At 67.0% G+C, this 16,829-nt stretch carries 11 protein-coding genes; 5 read left to right on the top strand and 6 right to left on the bottom strand.

Annotated elements, in window-relative coordinates; translation table 11 throughout:
- The first annotated feature begins 547 nt into the window (after positions 1-547).
- The 4 genes from ASD86_RS21880 (at position 548) to ASD86_RS21865 (ending at position 6,393) form a co-directional block, all read left to right on the top strand.
- The gene (locus ASD86_RS21880) at positions 548-1,819 is read left to right on the top strand and encodes an MFS transporter (protein ID WP_056115812.1); all 1,272 of its coding nucleotides are present in this window, start codon (positions 548-550) and stop codon (positions 1,817-1,819) included.
- Between the two features lie 430 nt (positions 1,820-2,249).
- Entirely contained in the window at positions 2,250-3,872 is a 1,623-nt protein-coding gene (locus tag ASD86_RS27025) for a peptidoglycan recognition family protein (RefSeq protein WP_157477007.1), read from the top strand.
- Between the two features lie 98 nt (positions 3,873-3,970).
- Positions 3,971-5,305: a condensation domain-containing protein gene (locus tag ASD86_RS21870; protein WP_056115808.1), complete on the top strand. Its 1,335-nt coding sequence runs from the start codon at positions 3,971-3,973 to the stop codon at positions 5,303-5,305.
- 185 nt (positions 5,306-5,490) lie between these two features.
- Positions 5,491-6,393 (top strand): glycosyltransferase, encoded by a 903-nt coding sequence (locus ASD86_RS21865; RefSeq protein ID WP_056115805.1) that lies wholly within the window; start codon positions 5,491-5,493, stop codon positions 6,391-6,393.
- 83 nt (positions 6,394-6,476) lie between these two features.
- On the opposite strand, the gene ASD86_RS21860 is transcribed toward ASD86_RS21865, so the two are convergent.
- The 6 genes from ASD86_RS21860 to ASD86_RS21835 all read right to left on the bottom strand — a co-directional run bounded on the left by ASD86_RS21860 (position 6,477) and on the right by ASD86_RS21835 (position 14,315).
- Entirely contained in the window at positions 6,477-7,028 is a 552-nt protein-coding gene (locus ASD86_RS21860; protein ID WP_056115803.1) for a hypothetical protein, read from the bottom strand.
- 218 nt (positions 7,029-7,246) lie between these two features.
- On the bottom strand, positions 7,247-7,459 hold the full coding sequence (locus tag ASD86_RS21855) for a cold-shock protein (RefSeq protein ID WP_036102375.1): 213 nt from the start codon (positions 7,457-7,459) through the stop codon (positions 7,247-7,249).
- Between the two features lie 520 nt (positions 7,460-7,979).
- Positions 7,980-8,906: a HEAT repeat domain-containing protein gene (locus ASD86_RS21850; RefSeq protein WP_056115800.1), complete on the bottom strand. Its 927-nt coding sequence runs from the start codon at positions 8,904-8,906 to the stop codon at positions 7,980-7,982.
- 157 nt (positions 8,907-9,063) lie between these two features.
- Positions 9,064-9,831, bottom strand: coding sequence for a M23 family metallopeptidase (locus ASD86_RS21845; protein WP_056115797.1), 768 nt, complete (start codon positions 9,829-9,831; stop codon positions 9,064-9,066).
- 66 nt (positions 9,832-9,897) lie between these two features.
- Positions 9,898-12,069, bottom strand: a complete 2,172-nt coding sequence (locus tag ASD86_RS21840; protein ID WP_056115795.1) for a SpoIID/LytB domain-containing protein — start codon at positions 12,067-12,069, stop codon at positions 9,898-9,900.
- A 320-nt stretch (positions 12,070-12,389) separates the two neighbouring features.
- The gene (locus ASD86_RS21835; protein WP_056115792.1) at positions 12,390-14,315 is read right to left on the bottom strand and encodes a peptidoglycan recognition family protein; all 1,926 of its coding nucleotides are present in this window, start codon (positions 14,313-14,315) and stop codon (positions 12,390-12,392) included.
- A gap of 324 nt (positions 14,316-14,639) precedes the next feature.
- Between ASD86_RS21835 and ASD86_RS21830 the strand changes: the two genes are divergently transcribed.
- Positions 14,640-16,766 carry a hypothetical protein gene (locus tag ASD86_RS21830; protein WP_056115789.1) on the top strand — a complete coding sequence of 709 codons (2,127 nt, stop codon included), beginning with the start codon at positions 14,640-14,642 and terminating at the stop codon, positions 16,764-16,766.
- The last annotated feature ends 63 nt before the right edge of the window (positions 16,767-16,829 follow it).

Genomic DNA, 16,829 nt, shown 5'->3' with positions numbered 1-16,829 from the left:
CTTTTGCTCGTCATTCCCGCGAAAGCGGGAATCCAGTGACTTCAAGCGTTCTCGCACGAAAGGCCCTGGATGTTCGGCTCCGCCGAAGATAGAGCGGAGCCCGCCTTCGCGGGAATGACGTCTTGAGGGTCGTGTCGCGATTGGATGGGCATGAGCCCCCGCTTTTGCTCGTCATCCCCGCGAAGGCGGGGATCCAGAGACTTCAGCGTCATGCCGCGGTGAAGCCCATGGATATTCAGCTGCGCCGAAACGGAGCGGAGACCACCACGCGGCAACTACGGCGTGAAAGCCGCGCCGAGCAAAGCGCAGCATGCGGCGAAGTTGCCAGCCTCGCACCCTAGGCTTTGCCGCAATAGCCCTCTTGCTCCCGCAACTGACTGTTGCCGCGTCGCCCCTGGCGCCTTCAGCCCGCTCTGCGCACACTGTGCAGGCCCCATCAGCCCGCGCGATCCGCGCAGCGGCGCCATCGATCCGCCCCTTGCGCGCGACGCCCCCGCCTCGCGCGGTCCGGGCGTATCTCGCCTCCCCCTTGTGAATCCGTAACCGCATGAGTGTCAGCACCGCCCCCTCGTCCCTCGCCCGCCCGCTCTGGCAGGGCCGCGCCTGGGTGCTCGCCGGCATCGTGTTGTCGGCGTTCACCTTGCGCACCGCGGTCACCTCGCTGACTCCGCTGCTGGATGCGCTGGGCCGGGAATTCCATTTCGGCGCGACCATGACCGGCGTGTTCGGCATGGTTCCGACCGCCGCGTTCGCGCTGTTCGGCGTGGCGACCCCAGCGCTGGCCCATCGCATCGGCCTGGAGCGCGCGGCGCTGCTGGCGATGGCGATGGCCGCGCTGGGCCTGCTCGCGCGCGCCTTCGTCGGCGACACACTGCAGTTGTTGCTCGCCAACGCATTCGCCCTGGCCGGCATGGGCATCGGCAACGTGGTGCTGCCGCCGCTGGTCAAACGCTATTTCGCCGATCGCGTCGGCACCGTCAGCACCGCCTACATCACCGTGCTGCAACTGGGCACGATCCTGCCCGCGCTGGCCGCGGTGCCGTTGATGCAGGCCTCGGGCTGGCGCGTGTCGCTGGGGTCGTGGTCGCTGGTCGCGGTCGCCGCCGCGCTGCCGTGGCTGGCGGTGCTGTGGATGGAAGCGCGCGGCCGCTCCGAACCGGCACGCGAACTCGCCCGCACCCACGACAGCGCCGTGCATGCCGACGACGCCGCGCCCGAACTCGCCGCCAGCGCGCCGCGCGGCCGCGTGTGGCGCTCGCCGGTGGCCTGGGGCATGGCGCTGATGTTCGGCATGACCTCGTTGATCACCTATTCGATGTTCACCTGGTTGCCCAAGTTGCTGATCGAAGCCGGCGGCAGCCCCGCGCTGGGCGGCAGCATGGTCGCGCTGTTCTCGACCCTGGGCATGATCAGCGCGCTGTGCATGCCGGCGCTGGCGGTGCGGGTGGCCAATCCGTTTCCGATCGTGCTGGTGTGCGTGTTGGCTTACCTCGGCGGCTTCACCGGCCTGCTGCTGGCGCCGATGCACGGCACCTACGTCTGGGTCGGCCTGATCGGCCTGGGCCCGAGCACCTTCCCGCTGGCGTTGACCCTGATCAATCTGCGCACGCGCTCGCCGGCCGGTTCGGCCGCGCTGTCGGGTTTCATGCAGGGCCTGGGTTACACCATCAGCTGCCTGGGCCCGCTCGCGTTCGGCTGGCTGCACGAACTCAGCCACGGCTGGGTGTGGCCGTTTGCGATGCTCGGCGCTTGTCTGGTGATTCTGGTGATCGGCGGACGCATGGCGTGCAAGCCGCGGATGCTGGAAGACTGCTGGTAGTCCGATCGCGATTGCATTGCGTCGCCAAGTCGGCGATCGGTTCGCGCGACGAACGACATCAGTCTGTATCGCAGACGATGTAGCCAAGCGCCGTTGCAATGCGATGACAAATCACCGTGAATCGAATCGACTCCCGAAGGCGGCCAAATGGCCGCCTTTTTCGTTGTCCCGTTTCCAAAGCTTTCCGATTCCCTACTCCCGATTTCCGATTCCAGCGCTTCGACCCATTCATCCGCGTGAATCGCACCACACCCCGCGATCAAACCTCGGATATGGAAACGCGGGCACAAATCGGTCTGTCATCTCACCGCGGTTTCCGGTAACGGATCACGTAACGCGCCACCTCGCTCACGACAATGAACGGACGGGATCCATGCTTGCCTTGTAACCGCGCGGCTTTATCGCGGCCGCGTACGAAGGAGATCGTTCGATGCATCTTCACTCTCTCGCCGCAGCCCTGGGCTGCTCGTTGCTGTTGACCGTGGCCGTGGCCGACGCAAGCGAAAGCACCCGGCTCGACGCGCTGCGCCTGCAACTGGACAAGACCAACGCGCTGGTGCTCGCGCAAGCGCAACGCGCGTCGTATCCCGAGTACTTCCGTCGCGCCTACGCGCGTTACCCGAACCTGCCCGCCGGCGCGCTGGAAGCCATCGCCTACGCCGAAACCAGCTGGGTGCATGTACGCCCCGACCCGGCGCAGAACCCGCACGACCTGCACATGCCGCGTTCCTACGGCGTCATGGGCCTGTACCACGGCGGCGGTTTCGCCGATCAGGTCGGCGACGGCGCTCGCTTGATCGGCCGCAGCGCGCGGCAGGTCATCGACGAGCCGGAAAGCAACATCCTCGCCGCCGCCGCGCTGCTCGATCGCGCGCTCGCCGCCACCGCGCCGGACCAACGCAGCCGCGCGCTCGCCCAGACCGAGCAACTCGCTCCGGTGCTCGCGCGCTATGCCGGTTACGGCGCGGGCAACGGCGGCATCGCCGACTATGCACGCCAGAGCTTCGCCTACGGCGTGCTGCAGACCTTGCAGCACGGCGTCGACCAGCAAGGCATCAAGATCGAAGCGCAGCCGCTCAAGCTCGAACGCGCCTTCGACGCAGGCCAACTGCAGAAGCTGCGCGCGCCGGCCTTGCTGATGAACGCCGGCGACGACAGCGTGCAGCTCAACCGCGCGCTCGCCACCGATCTGTCCGCGCCCGCGACCAAGGCCGCGCCGTCCACCGACGTCGGCATCAAGGCGGTCGACTTCGGCGAGGCGATCTGGAACCCCGCCAGCTCCAGCAACTACAGCACCGCCTCCAATGCGACGAGCGCGGTCATCCTGCACACGATGGAAGGCTCCTACGCGGGCTCGATCTCGTGGTTCCAGAACCCCAGCGCGCAAGTGTCGGCGCATTACCTGATCCGCAAGTCCGACGGCCAGATCACCCAGATGGTGCGTGAGTACCATCAGGCCTGGCACGCGAAGAACCACAACTACTACACGGTCGGCATCGAGCACGACGGCCGCGCCGCCGACGCCGGCAACTGGTCGGCGGCGATGGTCAACGCCTCGGCGCGCCTGACCAAGAGTATCTGCGCGCGGCGTGGTGTGAATTGCGCCAGCGCGTGGAGCGGGCCTGGGTACGACACCTATCACCTGGTCCCCGACAGCGTGCGGGTCAAGGGCCACGGCATGCTGACCGGCAACGAGAACCGCTACGACCCCGGCAAGTACTTCCCGTGGTCGAACTACTACGGCCTGATCAACGGCGGCGGCACGCCGCCTAACCCGCCGGGCAAGTACTGGGTCGACACCTTCGCCAACGCCACCGGTTACAAGTGGCCGTCGACGCTGACCCCCGTCGGCACCTTGTACCAGGGCACCAACTACGTCTACTGCAAGGCCTGGGGCGAGGAAGTGCGTTCGGGCAGCAGCTACAACCACTACTGGCTCAAGACCGATCTCGACGTCGGCCCGGCCGGTGCCTGGGTATCGGCGTATTACCTCAGCCGCTGGGGCAACGACGAAGCGCGCGACAACAACGGCGCGGTGATCCCGGACTGCTGATCGTCGCGGCGCATGCGTCATCCGCCGCGACGCGGCGGCAACGGCGAGGCGGGTTACCGCCTCGCCGGCACCACTCCCCCATTCCTGCAGAGTCCACGATGAAACGCAAAATGATGCTCTGCGAGCGCGTCATGTACGTCGATCGCGACACCACCTTCACCATCGTCCAGGCCGCGCGCATCCGCGGCCGCCTGGATCCGGCGCGGCTGCGGCACGCGCTCGACCGGATCCAGCTCAAGCACCCGATGCTGCGGTGTTCGATCGAGGACGGCGACCCGCCGTTCGTCGTGCTCGAGGACGATCCCGCGCCGATCCCGCTGCGACTGGTCGAACGCAAGAGCGACGAGGACTGGCAGCACCAATCGCACATCGAACGCGAAACCCGCTTCGCCAGCGAACGCGCGCCGCTGATGCGCGCGGTGTGGATCCACGGCGACGACTCGCACGGCGAGCCGGTCGGCGAACTGCTGATCGTCTGCCATCATGTGATCTGCGACGGCATGTCGATGATGACCCTGCTGCGCGAGACGCTGGCGTTGTGCGAACGCCCGGAACTCGACATCGGCCGCCTGAGCGGCTTCAACGGCCTGGAAGACATTCTTCCGGCGGAAATCCTCGGCGACCGCCGCATCCGGCGCAAGGCGGCGTGGAAGGCGCTCGCGTTCCGCTTGTTCTTTTCATTGCGCCGCAAGCGCAAGCCGGTGCCGCAGGGCGAGTTCTACGTGCTGCACTGGAAGTTGTCGCGCGAAGACACCGCCGCGCTGGCCGCGCGCGCGCGCGCCGAGGGCGTGACCTTGTTCGCCGCGCTCGCGGTGGCGTTCTCGCTGGCCTTCCGCAGCGTCAAGGGCGCCAGCGCGAACGGCAAGGTGTTCTCGCCGGTCGACATCCGCAAGTTCCTGCCGCTGATCCGCCCCGACGGTCTGTTCTCGGCCGCGCCGGGCACGATCGTCGCGCTCGACACCGGCACCGCGCCCGAACAGATCGACGACGCCGGTTTCTGGGAGCAGGCGCGCGCGTTCAAGACCCGGCTCAATCAGCGGGTCGAACGCCTGACCCGCAACGTGCATGAATATTTCATCGGGCTGGAAATGCTGCATTCGATCTTCGGACAGTTCATCGCCGAGCGCCGTTCCGACCTGGACCAATTCGACACCACCTTGTCCAACATCGGCCGGATCGAGATTCAGCAGCAGTACCAGGGTTTCCGCGTGGAGACGGTGTTCAGCCCGACCGCGCGCCTGCCGTGGCGTTCGACCACCGCGGTGCTGATGTCTGGGTATGCCGGCGAACTCGATTTCGCCTTCACCTGCGACGAAGCCTCGCTGACCCGCGAGCAGGCCGCGCGCGTGCGCGAGTTCGCCACCCGCTTGATGCGCGAACGCGGCGTCGCCGCGCCGGCGCAGGACGCGGTGCTTGTGCGGGAAGCGGCATGAACGAGGAACGTAACGATGGCGTGGATACGGCCGCGATGAGTGGCGGCGATGGGGTTTTGCCGGGTGCCGCGGGCGAGGGGCTGGGCGATCTTGGTGTGGCTTCGGACCGTGCCGCGGGTGGGCCGGAGCTCTCCGTTGGACGCTTCACTTATGCTGGGACTTCCATTGACCCCGATGCTTTTGGCGTGATCTTCGTGCTGTGGCAGCCTAACGCATCGCACCTGATCCATCTCGACGATACCCGCGCGATCTGCCGGCACGTGGTCGCGGTCGACAACTCGCCCGAGGCCGACACCGGATTGCATGCGCGACTTCGCGCGGCCGGGATCGAGGTGATCCACAACGCCAACCACGGCGGCATTTCCGGCGCCTACAACCAGGGCGCGCAGTGCCTGCTCGCGCGCGGTTGCGAGGTGCTGTTCCTGCTCGATCAGGATTCGCAACTCGGCGCGGACTTCTTCGACGGCATGATGCAGGCCTGCGCCAACGTCGGCAGCGATACCTTCATCGTCGGGCCGAAAGTGTTCGAGGTGAACCTCGGCCGCTACCTGCCGGTGTTTTCGCCGCAGGCGCGCATGCCCAAGCCCGAACGCATCGAGGATCACCCCGAAGGCCTGGTGCCGACCTTGTTCGTGATTTCCTCGGGCTCGGCGATCTCGGCGGCCGCGTACCGCAAGATCGGTGCGTTCCGCGAGGACTACTTCATCGAGTACGTCGACATCGAGTACGGCCTGCGCGCGACCCGCAACGACGTGCCGGTCTACATCAACACCGCGGTCGAGCTGCGTCAGCAGGTCGGCCAGTTCGTCAAACGCGGGATTTTCTCGACCAGCAACCATGTCGCATGGCGGCGCTACTACGCCTCGCGCAACGCGGTGCATGCATTGCGTTCGAATTCGGATCGCTGGTCGATCCATTGGCTGATCGAATTGCTGACCTTGCACCAGGTGGCCTGCGTGCTGGTGTGCGAAGAGCACAAGCTGCGCAAGGTGGTGGCGATCGCGGTGGGCTATGTCGACGGCTTGTTCGGCAAGCTGGGGACGTTCGAGCAACGGCATCCGCGGGTGGCGGCGTTCTGCCGGCATTGAGCCACTCCGGTCAGCGAAACTCGCGGCGCGAGTCAATCGATGTGGCGTGACTCGCGCCCATGCGCGAGCCACGCCTGCCCACCTCAGTAAGCGTCGCTGCCCGGCCGCACATCGATCCCCAGCCCCACCGCCACCGCCTGCATGTTCTCGTCGTCGCGGCGCAGGGTGATCCAGCCGGCGTAGGAGTCGCCGCCGGTCGAGCGGTTCCACAAGGTGTAGCCGTACTCGCGCAGGCGATCGTGCGCGCGCGCCATCAGCTCGGGCACGTCGGTGCCGTCGAGGAATTCGTCGTCGGTGGGGTCTTCCACGCCCCAGTCCACCTGCAGGTTGAAGCGCGCGGCCAGCTCCGCGATCGAATCGACGAAGGATTCGGTGTCCTTCCAGTCCACGTGGAAACCCGAGGTCCAGTCGATCACGTCCTGAAGCGTGTCGATCTCGCCGAAATCGTCGTCCGCCTCGCCTTCGCGCGCTTCGCGGTAACGCGCGAACTGCTGCAGCGCGGTCTCCTCGTCGCCGGGATTGATCAGCAGCAACAGCTGCCAGATCAAAGCCTCCTGGCTGAGCTCCTCGTTTTCGTCACCGGTGAAGTCGAAGCCGTCGTCTTCGTAATCGGATTCGTTGTCGGGTGAGGTCATGGCGGCGGCATCGCAAGGGGAGTGCGCGCATGGTGCGACCTGGGGCGCGGCTTGAAAAGCCGGGCGGCGCAATCGCCGCGATCGAGCAAACCGCGAGCGGCGAATTGCGCGGGCGGCGCGGCCGCGACCGGAAACGAAAAAGCCCGGCTTGCGCCGGGCTTTTCTAGCGATCCGCGGCTTGCGCCGCGAGTCGCGAGGTCATCACAGAACCGTCAGGTTCAGATGGCCTGGACCTGGTCGGCCTGAAGGCCCTTCTGGCCCTGAGTCACGACGAAGGAGACCTTCTGGCCTTCCTGCAGGCTCTTGAAGCCCTGGCCCTGGATCGCGCGGAAATGCACGAACACGTCATCGCCGCTCTCGCGGGAGATGAAGCCAAAGCCCTTGGCATCGTTGAACCACTTGACAGTACCGACTTCGCGAGCGTCCGACATATTGCTAACTCCTTGAAACATGGTGTTGGAATGCCGTTTTCACGGCGTTGGGGCTGGTAGCAAGGAGGAAGCGAGGTGGAACGATGGAGTGGATCTGTGAATCGACGATCTACGGCATCGGGTCACGGCCTACGGTGACCCTTGACTAACTCAGCTCGCACACCGTAGTAGCGTCTGACCCGAAAATCAATTGGCAAGGGCCAATGATGTTCAGCCGAATCGACAACTGGCGCACGGTTTGGCACATCCATCTTTAAGACGCAGCCCTGTTTTCGCCCCCTTCCGAAGGCCGATCGCAAGCCTAGCCGATTGATTTTGATGGCTTTAATTCAGCGGCGGCAGGCCAAAAAACCGATTTCGGCAAAGCCGTCGCGGCGCGGGCGATTGGGTGTGCCTGAACAGCATTCACAATGGCCGGATCGGGTGTTTTGGGACAAATCCGCGCCGAACCGGTCGTTCCAGCGCGAACTGCGCTGCTCGGCGTCCCGGGCCGGGTGCCCGGGCGGGCGGTTCGCCCGGCTCAACCGCCTTCGCCGCTGTCGGCGTCGGCCTGGGCCTGGGCGCGGCGCCAGATGGCGTACTCGGCGCGGTTGAGGCGGAAGTCCTGCAGGGCGAAGGTCGCCGCGCCGCGGTCGGCGGCGCTGCTGGCCGGGTCGGCGGCGATGTCGAGCAGCGCTTCCTTGAGCCGGTCGCTGCGCAGGCGCGAACCCTGCACGCCGGCGATCGCGCTGGCCCGCACCGGCGCGGACGGGTCGAGGATCGCGCGATGCAGCAGGTCCTCGGTCTGCTCGCTGTCGTCCCACTGCGCCAGTTGCAGCACCGCCTGCGCGCGCAGCGTCGGGTCGGGGTCGCGCGCGAGCGCGGCCAGCTGCGCCACCACCGGCGCGGCGTCTTCGCTCGGCAGGGTCGCCGGGGTCAGCATCGCCACCAGTTCGGACCGATGCTGCGGATCGCCGCCCTGCCCAAGCTTGGCCAACAGGGTCTGGCGCACTTCGGCGCGGTCCATCGAGTACGCGCTCAGCAAGGCCAGGCCGTCGCGTTCGTCCTGCGCGCGGGTGCTGGCGCTCAGCGACAAAGCGAAGCGCAGCACGTCCTCACCGGACACGGCGTTGAGCAGCGACAGCAGTTCGCCGCGCGCGGCCGGATCGGTTTCGTTGCGGAACCGCTGCAACAGGCTTTGCAGGAAGGCCGGATCCCGACTGGCGCGCTGGCGCAGCGATTCGAAGCTGACCGGCGCGGCGCCGCCCAGCGACAGGTAATCGGGATAGGGCGAATGCGGCTGCGCGCCGTTTGCGCGATGCGCGTTCGCGTCGCTGTCGGCCGCGGGCGGTTTCGTCGCGCTCGCCGCCCGCACCGTCGGCGCGCGATGCGCGACATAGGCGCCGCCGGCGAAGGCGCCGGCCACGGCCGAAACAACGGCGATCGACAGCGCGTGCTTGAAGTTCATCGGTTCGACGGCAAGGGAAGCGGTTCAAGCATACCTGTCGCCTCGCGCGTCACGAATGAAAGGCCGGCGCAATGCCGCTGATGCGGCGGCGCGCGGCGGCAGAACATCCCCTCTCCGGCGCACCGGAGAGGGATGAGATCGAACTGCGTCGTGTCACTCAGCAATCCGGCGCGACCCGTCCGTCCGAACCGGTGAACGTATACGCATCGGGAATGAAGCGGCCGCTGCCGATCCGGTTCCACAGGTTGCTGGTGCCGTAGGTGCCGGTCACCGAGGTGCCGGTGGTCTGGCACTGAATCGTCACGCCCGCGCCGTCGCCGAGGCTGCCGACGATCGAGTACGAGGTGCCCGGGCCGGAGCGCACGTTGAGCGGCGTGCCGTTGGTGTTGACCGTTCCGCTCGCGCCGCCACCGCCGCCGCAGGAATTGCGGCTGGTGTAATTGGCCGTGCCGAAGTAGGTGATCTGCGCGCCGTTGAACTTGATCTTCTGCGCGGTGCCGTTGAGGCGTTCTTCGAAATGCAGGTGCGGGCCGGTCGAACCGCCGGTGGTGCCGACCGTACCGATCGACTTGCCGATCGCCACGCTCTGCCCGACCGAGACCGAGTACGAATTCAGATGCGCGTACAGGCTGGTCCAGCCGCCACCGTGATCGATCACCACGTACTTGCCGTAACTGGTGCTGCCCAGATTGCGAACCACGCTGACCGTGCCGGCCGCGGCCGCGACCACGGTGTCGCCTTCGTCGTTGGCGCGGTTGAAGTCGACCGAGTTCTGCGGGCTGTGGTTGGTGCGGGTCTGGCCGGACCAGACCTGGCCGCAGGGAAACGGCATCTGGAAGGTCGGCGCGGCCTGCGCGGCGGTGCCGAACAAGGCGGCGAAAGCGAACAGCGCGACAGCGCCGGCGGTGCGATTGCGTGGATTCATGGCGGGATCACTCCGGATGAGGCCGCGCCGTTGCCGACGGCGCGACGGTAGGGACGACACAACAACTCAGTGCGCGATCTGTACATCGTCGAGGTAGACATTGACGTCGAAGCTGGTCTGCTCGCGCAGCAGCCACACCGCATCGAGGCGAACGCCGGCGGCGTCGATCTGGCCGTTGCTCGCGCCGGCCCAGGCGCTCCACTGCGCCGGATCGTCCAGCGCCCATTCCAGGTAGGTCCATTGGCCGGTCGGGATGGTCCGCGCGATCGCGCGTTCGGTGCCGTCGCTGTCGTCGATGCTGAGCGACGCGCTCAGGCCGCTGCCGCCGGTGTAGATCCAGAAACCGACCTTGCCACCGGCGCGGATCAATTCCAGATTGTTGGCTGGGGTGCCGCCGCCGGACAGCAGGCGCACCGCCCAGGCGGTCGCGACCGCCGGATCGTCCTTGAGCAACACCCGCAGCGAACAGCTGCCGTTCTTGCGCGTAGTGCAGTCCTGCTGGGCGAGCGAGGCGGTCGAGATGCCGGTGGTGCTGCCCGACAGGGTCGGCGCGCTGTTGAAACGGCCGACGCCGCTTTCGAAGGCATCGAACACGATCGCATCGCCGCCGGGCGCGCCGCCGCCGTCGTTGGCGAGAAAGGCGTTGCGCAGACCGGCCGGACTGTTGTTGTTATTGAAGTAATGGTTGGCGATCCACTTCCAGTCGCGGCCGTTGTTGGCGGCCCAGCGCTGGCTGCCCCATTGGCTCATGCCGCGGCCGTGACCGAAACAGCCGCGCCCGCGCCCGACCTCGTCGGCGATGCACGGCCAGTTGTTGCGCGGCGAACCGTTGCGGCCGTTGCCGCAGCTCAGGTCGTTGTTGACGCAGGACAGGCCGTCGCCTGGATCGTCCCAGGCGTTGTTTTCCGAGGAATATTCGCTGAACGCCGCGGTCTGGCCGTCGCGGGTGAGCAACACGCCGCGGGTAGCCGCGGCCGCGGCGACCGTCGCCGCCACGCTGTCGGCGTTGAACGCCTGGCACGAGGTGCTGCTGCAGATGTCGTAGCGGCTGTTGACCGGATGGGCGACGTAGTACGCGGCGTAGCTGCGGTAGGCGACCGCGCCGGCGGCGAGCGAATCGGGATCCCACGACGGGATCCATTCCTCGTCGAGGCCGCGGCCGACATAGTCTTCGAACGCATATACCGAGACCGCGCTGCACGAGCGGCCGGAGCAGTTGGTGCCGACGCGGATGCTGGACGGCACTGGCACCGTCGCGGCTTGCGCGGCGAGTTGCTTCGCGATCGCGACCGAGGCCGGTCGACGCGGATCGAGCGCTGCATCGGCGTCGTTGCGTTCGGCGTCGGCCGCGTTGCGCGCCGCGTCGGCGGGCGATACGGGCCGTTGTTGATCCTGGCGCTGACGTGCCTGGGCCTGCACATGACTGCGGTCTTCACTTGCACTGCCGGCGCCGGGGATCAGATCGACGATCAGATGGCGGCTGTCGTTGAGCAGGGGCAGACCGAGCAGACGCGTAGTGCGGTGATTGGCCGCGGCGATGCTGAGTTCGATCGTCGCCGGCAATGCCTCGCTGTCGCGATTGAGCGCGGCCGGCAAGGTGGCCGGCAGTTCGAAATAGCCTTGATCGTCGGTCTTGGTGCGCGTGCCCTGGCTGCTGCTTACCTGTGCGCCGTTGAGCGGTCGCCCACTGACTTGATCGTAGACATGGCCGCTGAACACCGCGCAGCGCGCGCAGGATGCGGCTTTGAGCGCAAGCAGATCGAGCGCGTCGGACGGCTGCGACGGCGGTAGCCACAGCGTCAGCGGCAACGGCTGCGCGGCATCGATGCTCACGCGCGTACTCAGGTCGGCATGCCCGCTTGCGCTCACGACCAGTTCGTACTCGCCCGCGGCGAGGGTCGCGACGCGGCCGCCCGTACCGGTCACGCGCAGGTCGTGCACCCGCGCGGTGTCGCCGCGCGGGTGCACGAGCAGATTGGAGTCCAATGCGCGGCCGCTGACCGCGTCGCGCACGCGAATGTCCAGGCTGCGCTGGTTCACCGGCGCGGCGCGCGCGGCATCGGCCGGACTGGCGGCGGCGATCGTCGCGGGCGCGGCCGCGGCGCGCAGCCACTGCGCGAATACCGCGCCGGCGATCAATAGAGCGAGGATAGCCAGCCAGGTCGGCATGCGCCGCGCGCGCTGCGGCCGATCGCTGCCCGGATCCTGCGACGACGGCGATGGGTTGGAGTCGTGCATCGGCGTTCCCCTGGAGGCCGGTCGGCGCTGGTCGCTCGGCGCGTCGCGCATGATCGGCTTGCGATGTTGCAGTGGTGGCGGTGCCCGGGCATGCCGCGATTCGGATCGCGCGAAGCGCGACCGAAGTCACCCGGCGATCGCGAAGTCGTGCGTGCGTTGAATCGAGCGCCCACGAACGGCATCGCATTCGCAATGCCGATGTCGCGTATCACGACGCTTCCCCGATTCCCGCGCGGCCGTGCCACGACCGCGCATCCACCCGCCCTCGTTATGATCCGGACAGCGCGCGACCCGCCACCGGCGGACCGCGCGCCTCGACCTCAGTTCTTCACCTGCACGTCGTCGACGTACACGTTGACGTCGAACGAGGTCTGATCGCGGTAGAACCACACCGCATCGAGCTTCACCGATGCGGCGGTGATTGCGCCGTTGGCGCCGCCGACCCACGCATCCCACTGCGCATCGTCGGTCAGACTCCACTCCAGATAGGTCCAGGCATTGGCCGGAATCGCGCGGCTGAGCGAACGTTCGGTACCGTCGCTGTCGTCGACGCCGATCGCCGCGCTCATGCCGGTCGCGCCGGTGAACACCCAGAAACCGACCTTGCCGTTGGCGCGGGTCAGGGCCGCGTTGCTGCCCGGATTGCCGCTGCCCGACAACAGCCGCACCGCCCAGCCATCGGCGCTGGCGGCATCGTCTTTCAACAACAACCGCAGCGAGCACTCGCCGTTCTTGCGCGTGGTGCAATTGCGTTCGCTCAACGAGGTCGCGGCGATGCCGGTGGTGCCGCCCGAATACGCTGGGCTGGTATCGAAATGCCCGACCGTGCTTTCGAAACTGTCGATCACGCTGCCGCCGCCGGGCGGATTGCCCGGATTGAGCAGGTTGTAGTAACGCGCCCAGTCCCAGTTGATGCCCGGATCGGTGTGGGTCTGGCTGCTGTAGTGCTGGTGGCCCTTGACCTTGACGCTGGCCGGCAACACGTTGATGCCGCTGCCGGCCGGGCCCTTGAACGCGCTCGCGCAGCTGATCGCGCTGTAGGTCGCGCAGAAATGCCGGGTCAACGCCGCCGAGGCGTTGTACATCGCCGCGGTGTACCAGCTGGCGTTGTTGACGAAGCCTTCGTGTTCGATGCCGAGCGTGGTCTTGTTATGCACGCCGACGTGATGGGCCGCGCGGTTCTCGCGCACCATCTGGGTGATCTGGCCGTCGGAGCTGCGGATCAGGTAATGCGCGCTGACGCTGTTGGGGTTGTTCTGGAACCACGAGATGCTGCCGGCGTAATAGCCCTGCATCGTGTGGATGGTGACCGAGTCGTAGGACGTGCGCGTGGAGTGGTAAGGCGAAGCCACCCACAGCGCCGGGCCGTAGTCGGTGCTCTTTTCGTCGGCCGCGCTTAGCGACGGCGCGCGCAGGGTTTCGCTGAGCGGATCGATCGCGAACGCGCCGTCGTCCTTCAGCGTACCGGCCTCGACCCGATCGCGGCTCACGTCCAGGCGCACGAACGGCGCGCGCAGTTGCACCAGCTTGCGCGCGTCGAAGGCGCGTTCCCACGCGACCGCGCGCATCGGCACGACGATGCCGCGGTCGTTGACGCCCTTGTCCTGCGCCAACAGCACGTCGAAGGCGAAGCTGGAGCGGGCGTGATCCTGGATCGCGCTCTTGCCCGAGTTGCCGGCGAAACCGGCGTAACGCTCCAGCGCCGGACGCGTGGCTTCGACCGCGGATTTGGCGCCGATCCCGTCGGCGCGCAGTTCGCGATCGAGCAGCGCCGCCGAGGCGAGGATGTTGCTGAGCGGATCGCGCTGCACGCGCGCGGCCGGCACGCCGATCAGACGCGCGCCTTCGCTGACTTGATCGGCGAAGCCTTCGCCGTGGTACAGACCCATGACGCCGTACGAGCGCGGCATGTGCTGGTGCTGCTCGCCGTAGCCCGCGGCCGAACCGGGTTGCAGTTGCTGCCAGCGGCTCATCACGTAGGCGACCGATTCCAGCGTGCCGGCCGGGATCGACGGGTAGCGCGCATAGGCCTGGCGGAAGTAGTCCGCGTACAGCGCGCGGTCGACGCGTTGCAGCGACTCCTCGATCTGCAGACGCTGGGCCAGGGCGCGGTCTTCGGGCGCGGCCTGAGTTTGCGCCTGCGCGGCCCATGGCGTGGCGAGCGCCAGCAGGGCGACGGCCAGCGACCACGACAGCGAACGCACGCCGGTGCCTACCCCGCGGCGTGCAATGGAATATTCGTTCATATCAAATCTCCCCATAAGAATTAATAATTCCCGCGGGGCTCTTGTACTGCATTTGTCCGACCGGCAAGTGCTGTCAGGTCCGGTTTTTGTAGGGCGATTTCCGATCCGCGACTGCGATCACTTCACGATTGCGCCACACGGCCAATACCGACACCCAAACCGCCCGCCGCGGCCCTGTGGGCGTGGTGCGCTGCGCCAAAATCGTCGCGTTCACCCTGTTCATACTCGGGTTCGCCCCAGTTCCCCGGCGGCCCCGGCTTGCTTATCGTCTAGCGCTTACATCGCACCGCGCGTGCGAAAACGACGACTTGAGGAAGAAACGAGATGAGCGGAATCGGTGGCGTCAGCTGGCAGGTCTACAAGAACCTCCCGCCGGAGGATCAGCAGGCGATCCGCGATGCGGCCGCCAAGCCGCCGCAGGTGCAGGCCGAACCTGCCGCCGACCCCACGCCGCCGCCGGCTCCACCGCCGGCCAAGCCGGCCGATGCGCAGACCCCGCAGGACGCGGTCGCCTCGATCAACGCCCAGCCGCTGCCGAAGAGCGACGATCTGAACGGCATGCCCGGCCCGGTGTTCGATTCGATCTACAAGCCGCGGGTGGAGCAGTTCACCACCGCGCGCCGCGAGGACGCGCAGGCCGCGCTCGACCGGATGGAGCCCAAGCTCGAGGACTTCCGCAACAGCGGCCTCAACGGCGCCACCGCGAACATGGAGTACCAGGAGTCGCGCAACGCGTTCAACAGCAATCCCTACGTCAAGGAATTGCAGCGCATCGTCACCGAGGCGACCGACAAGCCGACCCAGGTGCCGAGCTATCTGACCAATCAGAGCACCCAGGCCGATCCGAGCGCGGTGTCCAACCTCAAGCTCGACAGCGTGCGCACCGCGCTCGATACGCTTGGGGTCAAGCTGCCGGAGAATCCGACCCCGCAGCAGATCGCCTCGGGCTACGAACTGCTCGGCGCGTTGCCGCAGGACGTGCTGTCGTACGCAATCAATCCCGGAACCGCGGTCACTTACACCGCGCCGGTCGCCGGCGTCAGCACACCGTCGTTCATCCCGGCCCGGGTCGGCGCCGACGTGGTGGTCGAGGGCAAGGTCGAATTGTCGGACGTGCAGACCGGCGTGGACTTCAAGGAGACCCAGCAGTTCAAGGCCTCGGTGGAAGTGCGCGGCGAAGCCGGCCTCGACGTGGGCAAGACCCCGCTCAATCACCTGTACAAGGCCGCCACCCTGCTGCGTCAGGTCTCCGACGAGACCAAGCAGATGGTCGAAAGCTCGCCGCTGCTGCGCAACGTGGTCAAGGGCCTGCCGGTCTCGGGCCATCTGGTCGGGTTCGAAGGCACTCGTCTGAGCTACGAAGCCACGGTCACCCCGCAGCAGGGCGCCAAGCTCGATGCCGGCGACATGAGCGCGATGCCCAATCCGCTCGATCCGCAGGCGATGCCCGAAGGCACCTCGGTGCTGATGCGCGGGCAGAACCTCACCGGTTCGGACTTCGCCATCAACTACAAGATGTACGGCGGCATCGGCGGCACCCACACCGAACTCGACGGCGCCGGTTTCGGCGTGCGCAAGATGGAAGGCTCGGTGGTCGAGGTCTACGCCGGTCCGATGGAAACGGTCGAGAACGCGACCATGTTCGGCCTGGGCAAGGTCGGCACCGCGTCGATCGGCCTGAGCGTGGAAACCAGCATGGAGAACCGTTCGCTGCAGACCGCGCGCATCGATCTGTCGACCGAGGAAGGCCAGCAGGCGTACCAGACCTTCATGAGCGGCGGCAAGATTCCCGACTGGAATCCGCCGGGCGTGCAGCGCTCGGGCACGACCGAAGTCTTCAATGCCGAACACGCCGCGCGCCTGGGCATCGACCTCGGCCCGGTCTCGCTCGGCGTGGGCAACAGCAGCCAGCTCACCATCACCCGCAACGTCTGGCAGGACGGCAGCATCGACCAGACCAACAGCTACCAGGGCGCGGACCAGACCACCGAGGTGCAGTTCCAGGTCGGCGCCGATGGCAAGCCGGTCAAGGATTCCACCGAGTGGACCCTGGTGCTGTCCAACACCAGCGATGTCGCGGCTTCGTACTTCAACTCGTCCTATCGTCCGGGCGAACTCAACAAGAAGTTCGACGGCGAGCAGCACCTGCAGTTCGAGTTCACCGACAAGGACCTGATGTCGCTGCGCGATCGCGCCCGCGAGAGCGTGGGCAACCTGGGCGGCGACGAACATGGCGGCGAACGCCTGAAGGACCTGGATGCCGGCCGCATCACCCCGTTCCCGAACGACCTGACCGAGCAGATCGCGATCGCCAAGACCCCCGACGACGTGTTCGCCGCGATCTCGCGCAGCGGCCAGGCCGGCTGCGAGGATTTCGTCACGATGATGATGTGGGGCGACCAACGCAATACCGCGCTGCCGGGCACCTTCACGATGAAGGATGCCGGCTGAGGATCGCGCTGCTCGCGATGCTTGCGCAAACGCCCGGCCTGGCCGGGCGTTTTCGTTTGCGTC

The organism is Lysobacter sp. Root690 (assembly GCF_001427785.1).
Classification (GTDB): Bacteria; Pseudomonadota; Gammaproteobacteria; order Xanthomonadales; family Xanthomonadaceae; genus Lysobacter.
Note: the sequence above shows the minus strand (reverse complement) of the source record. Positions and strands in the feature narration are given on the sequence as shown.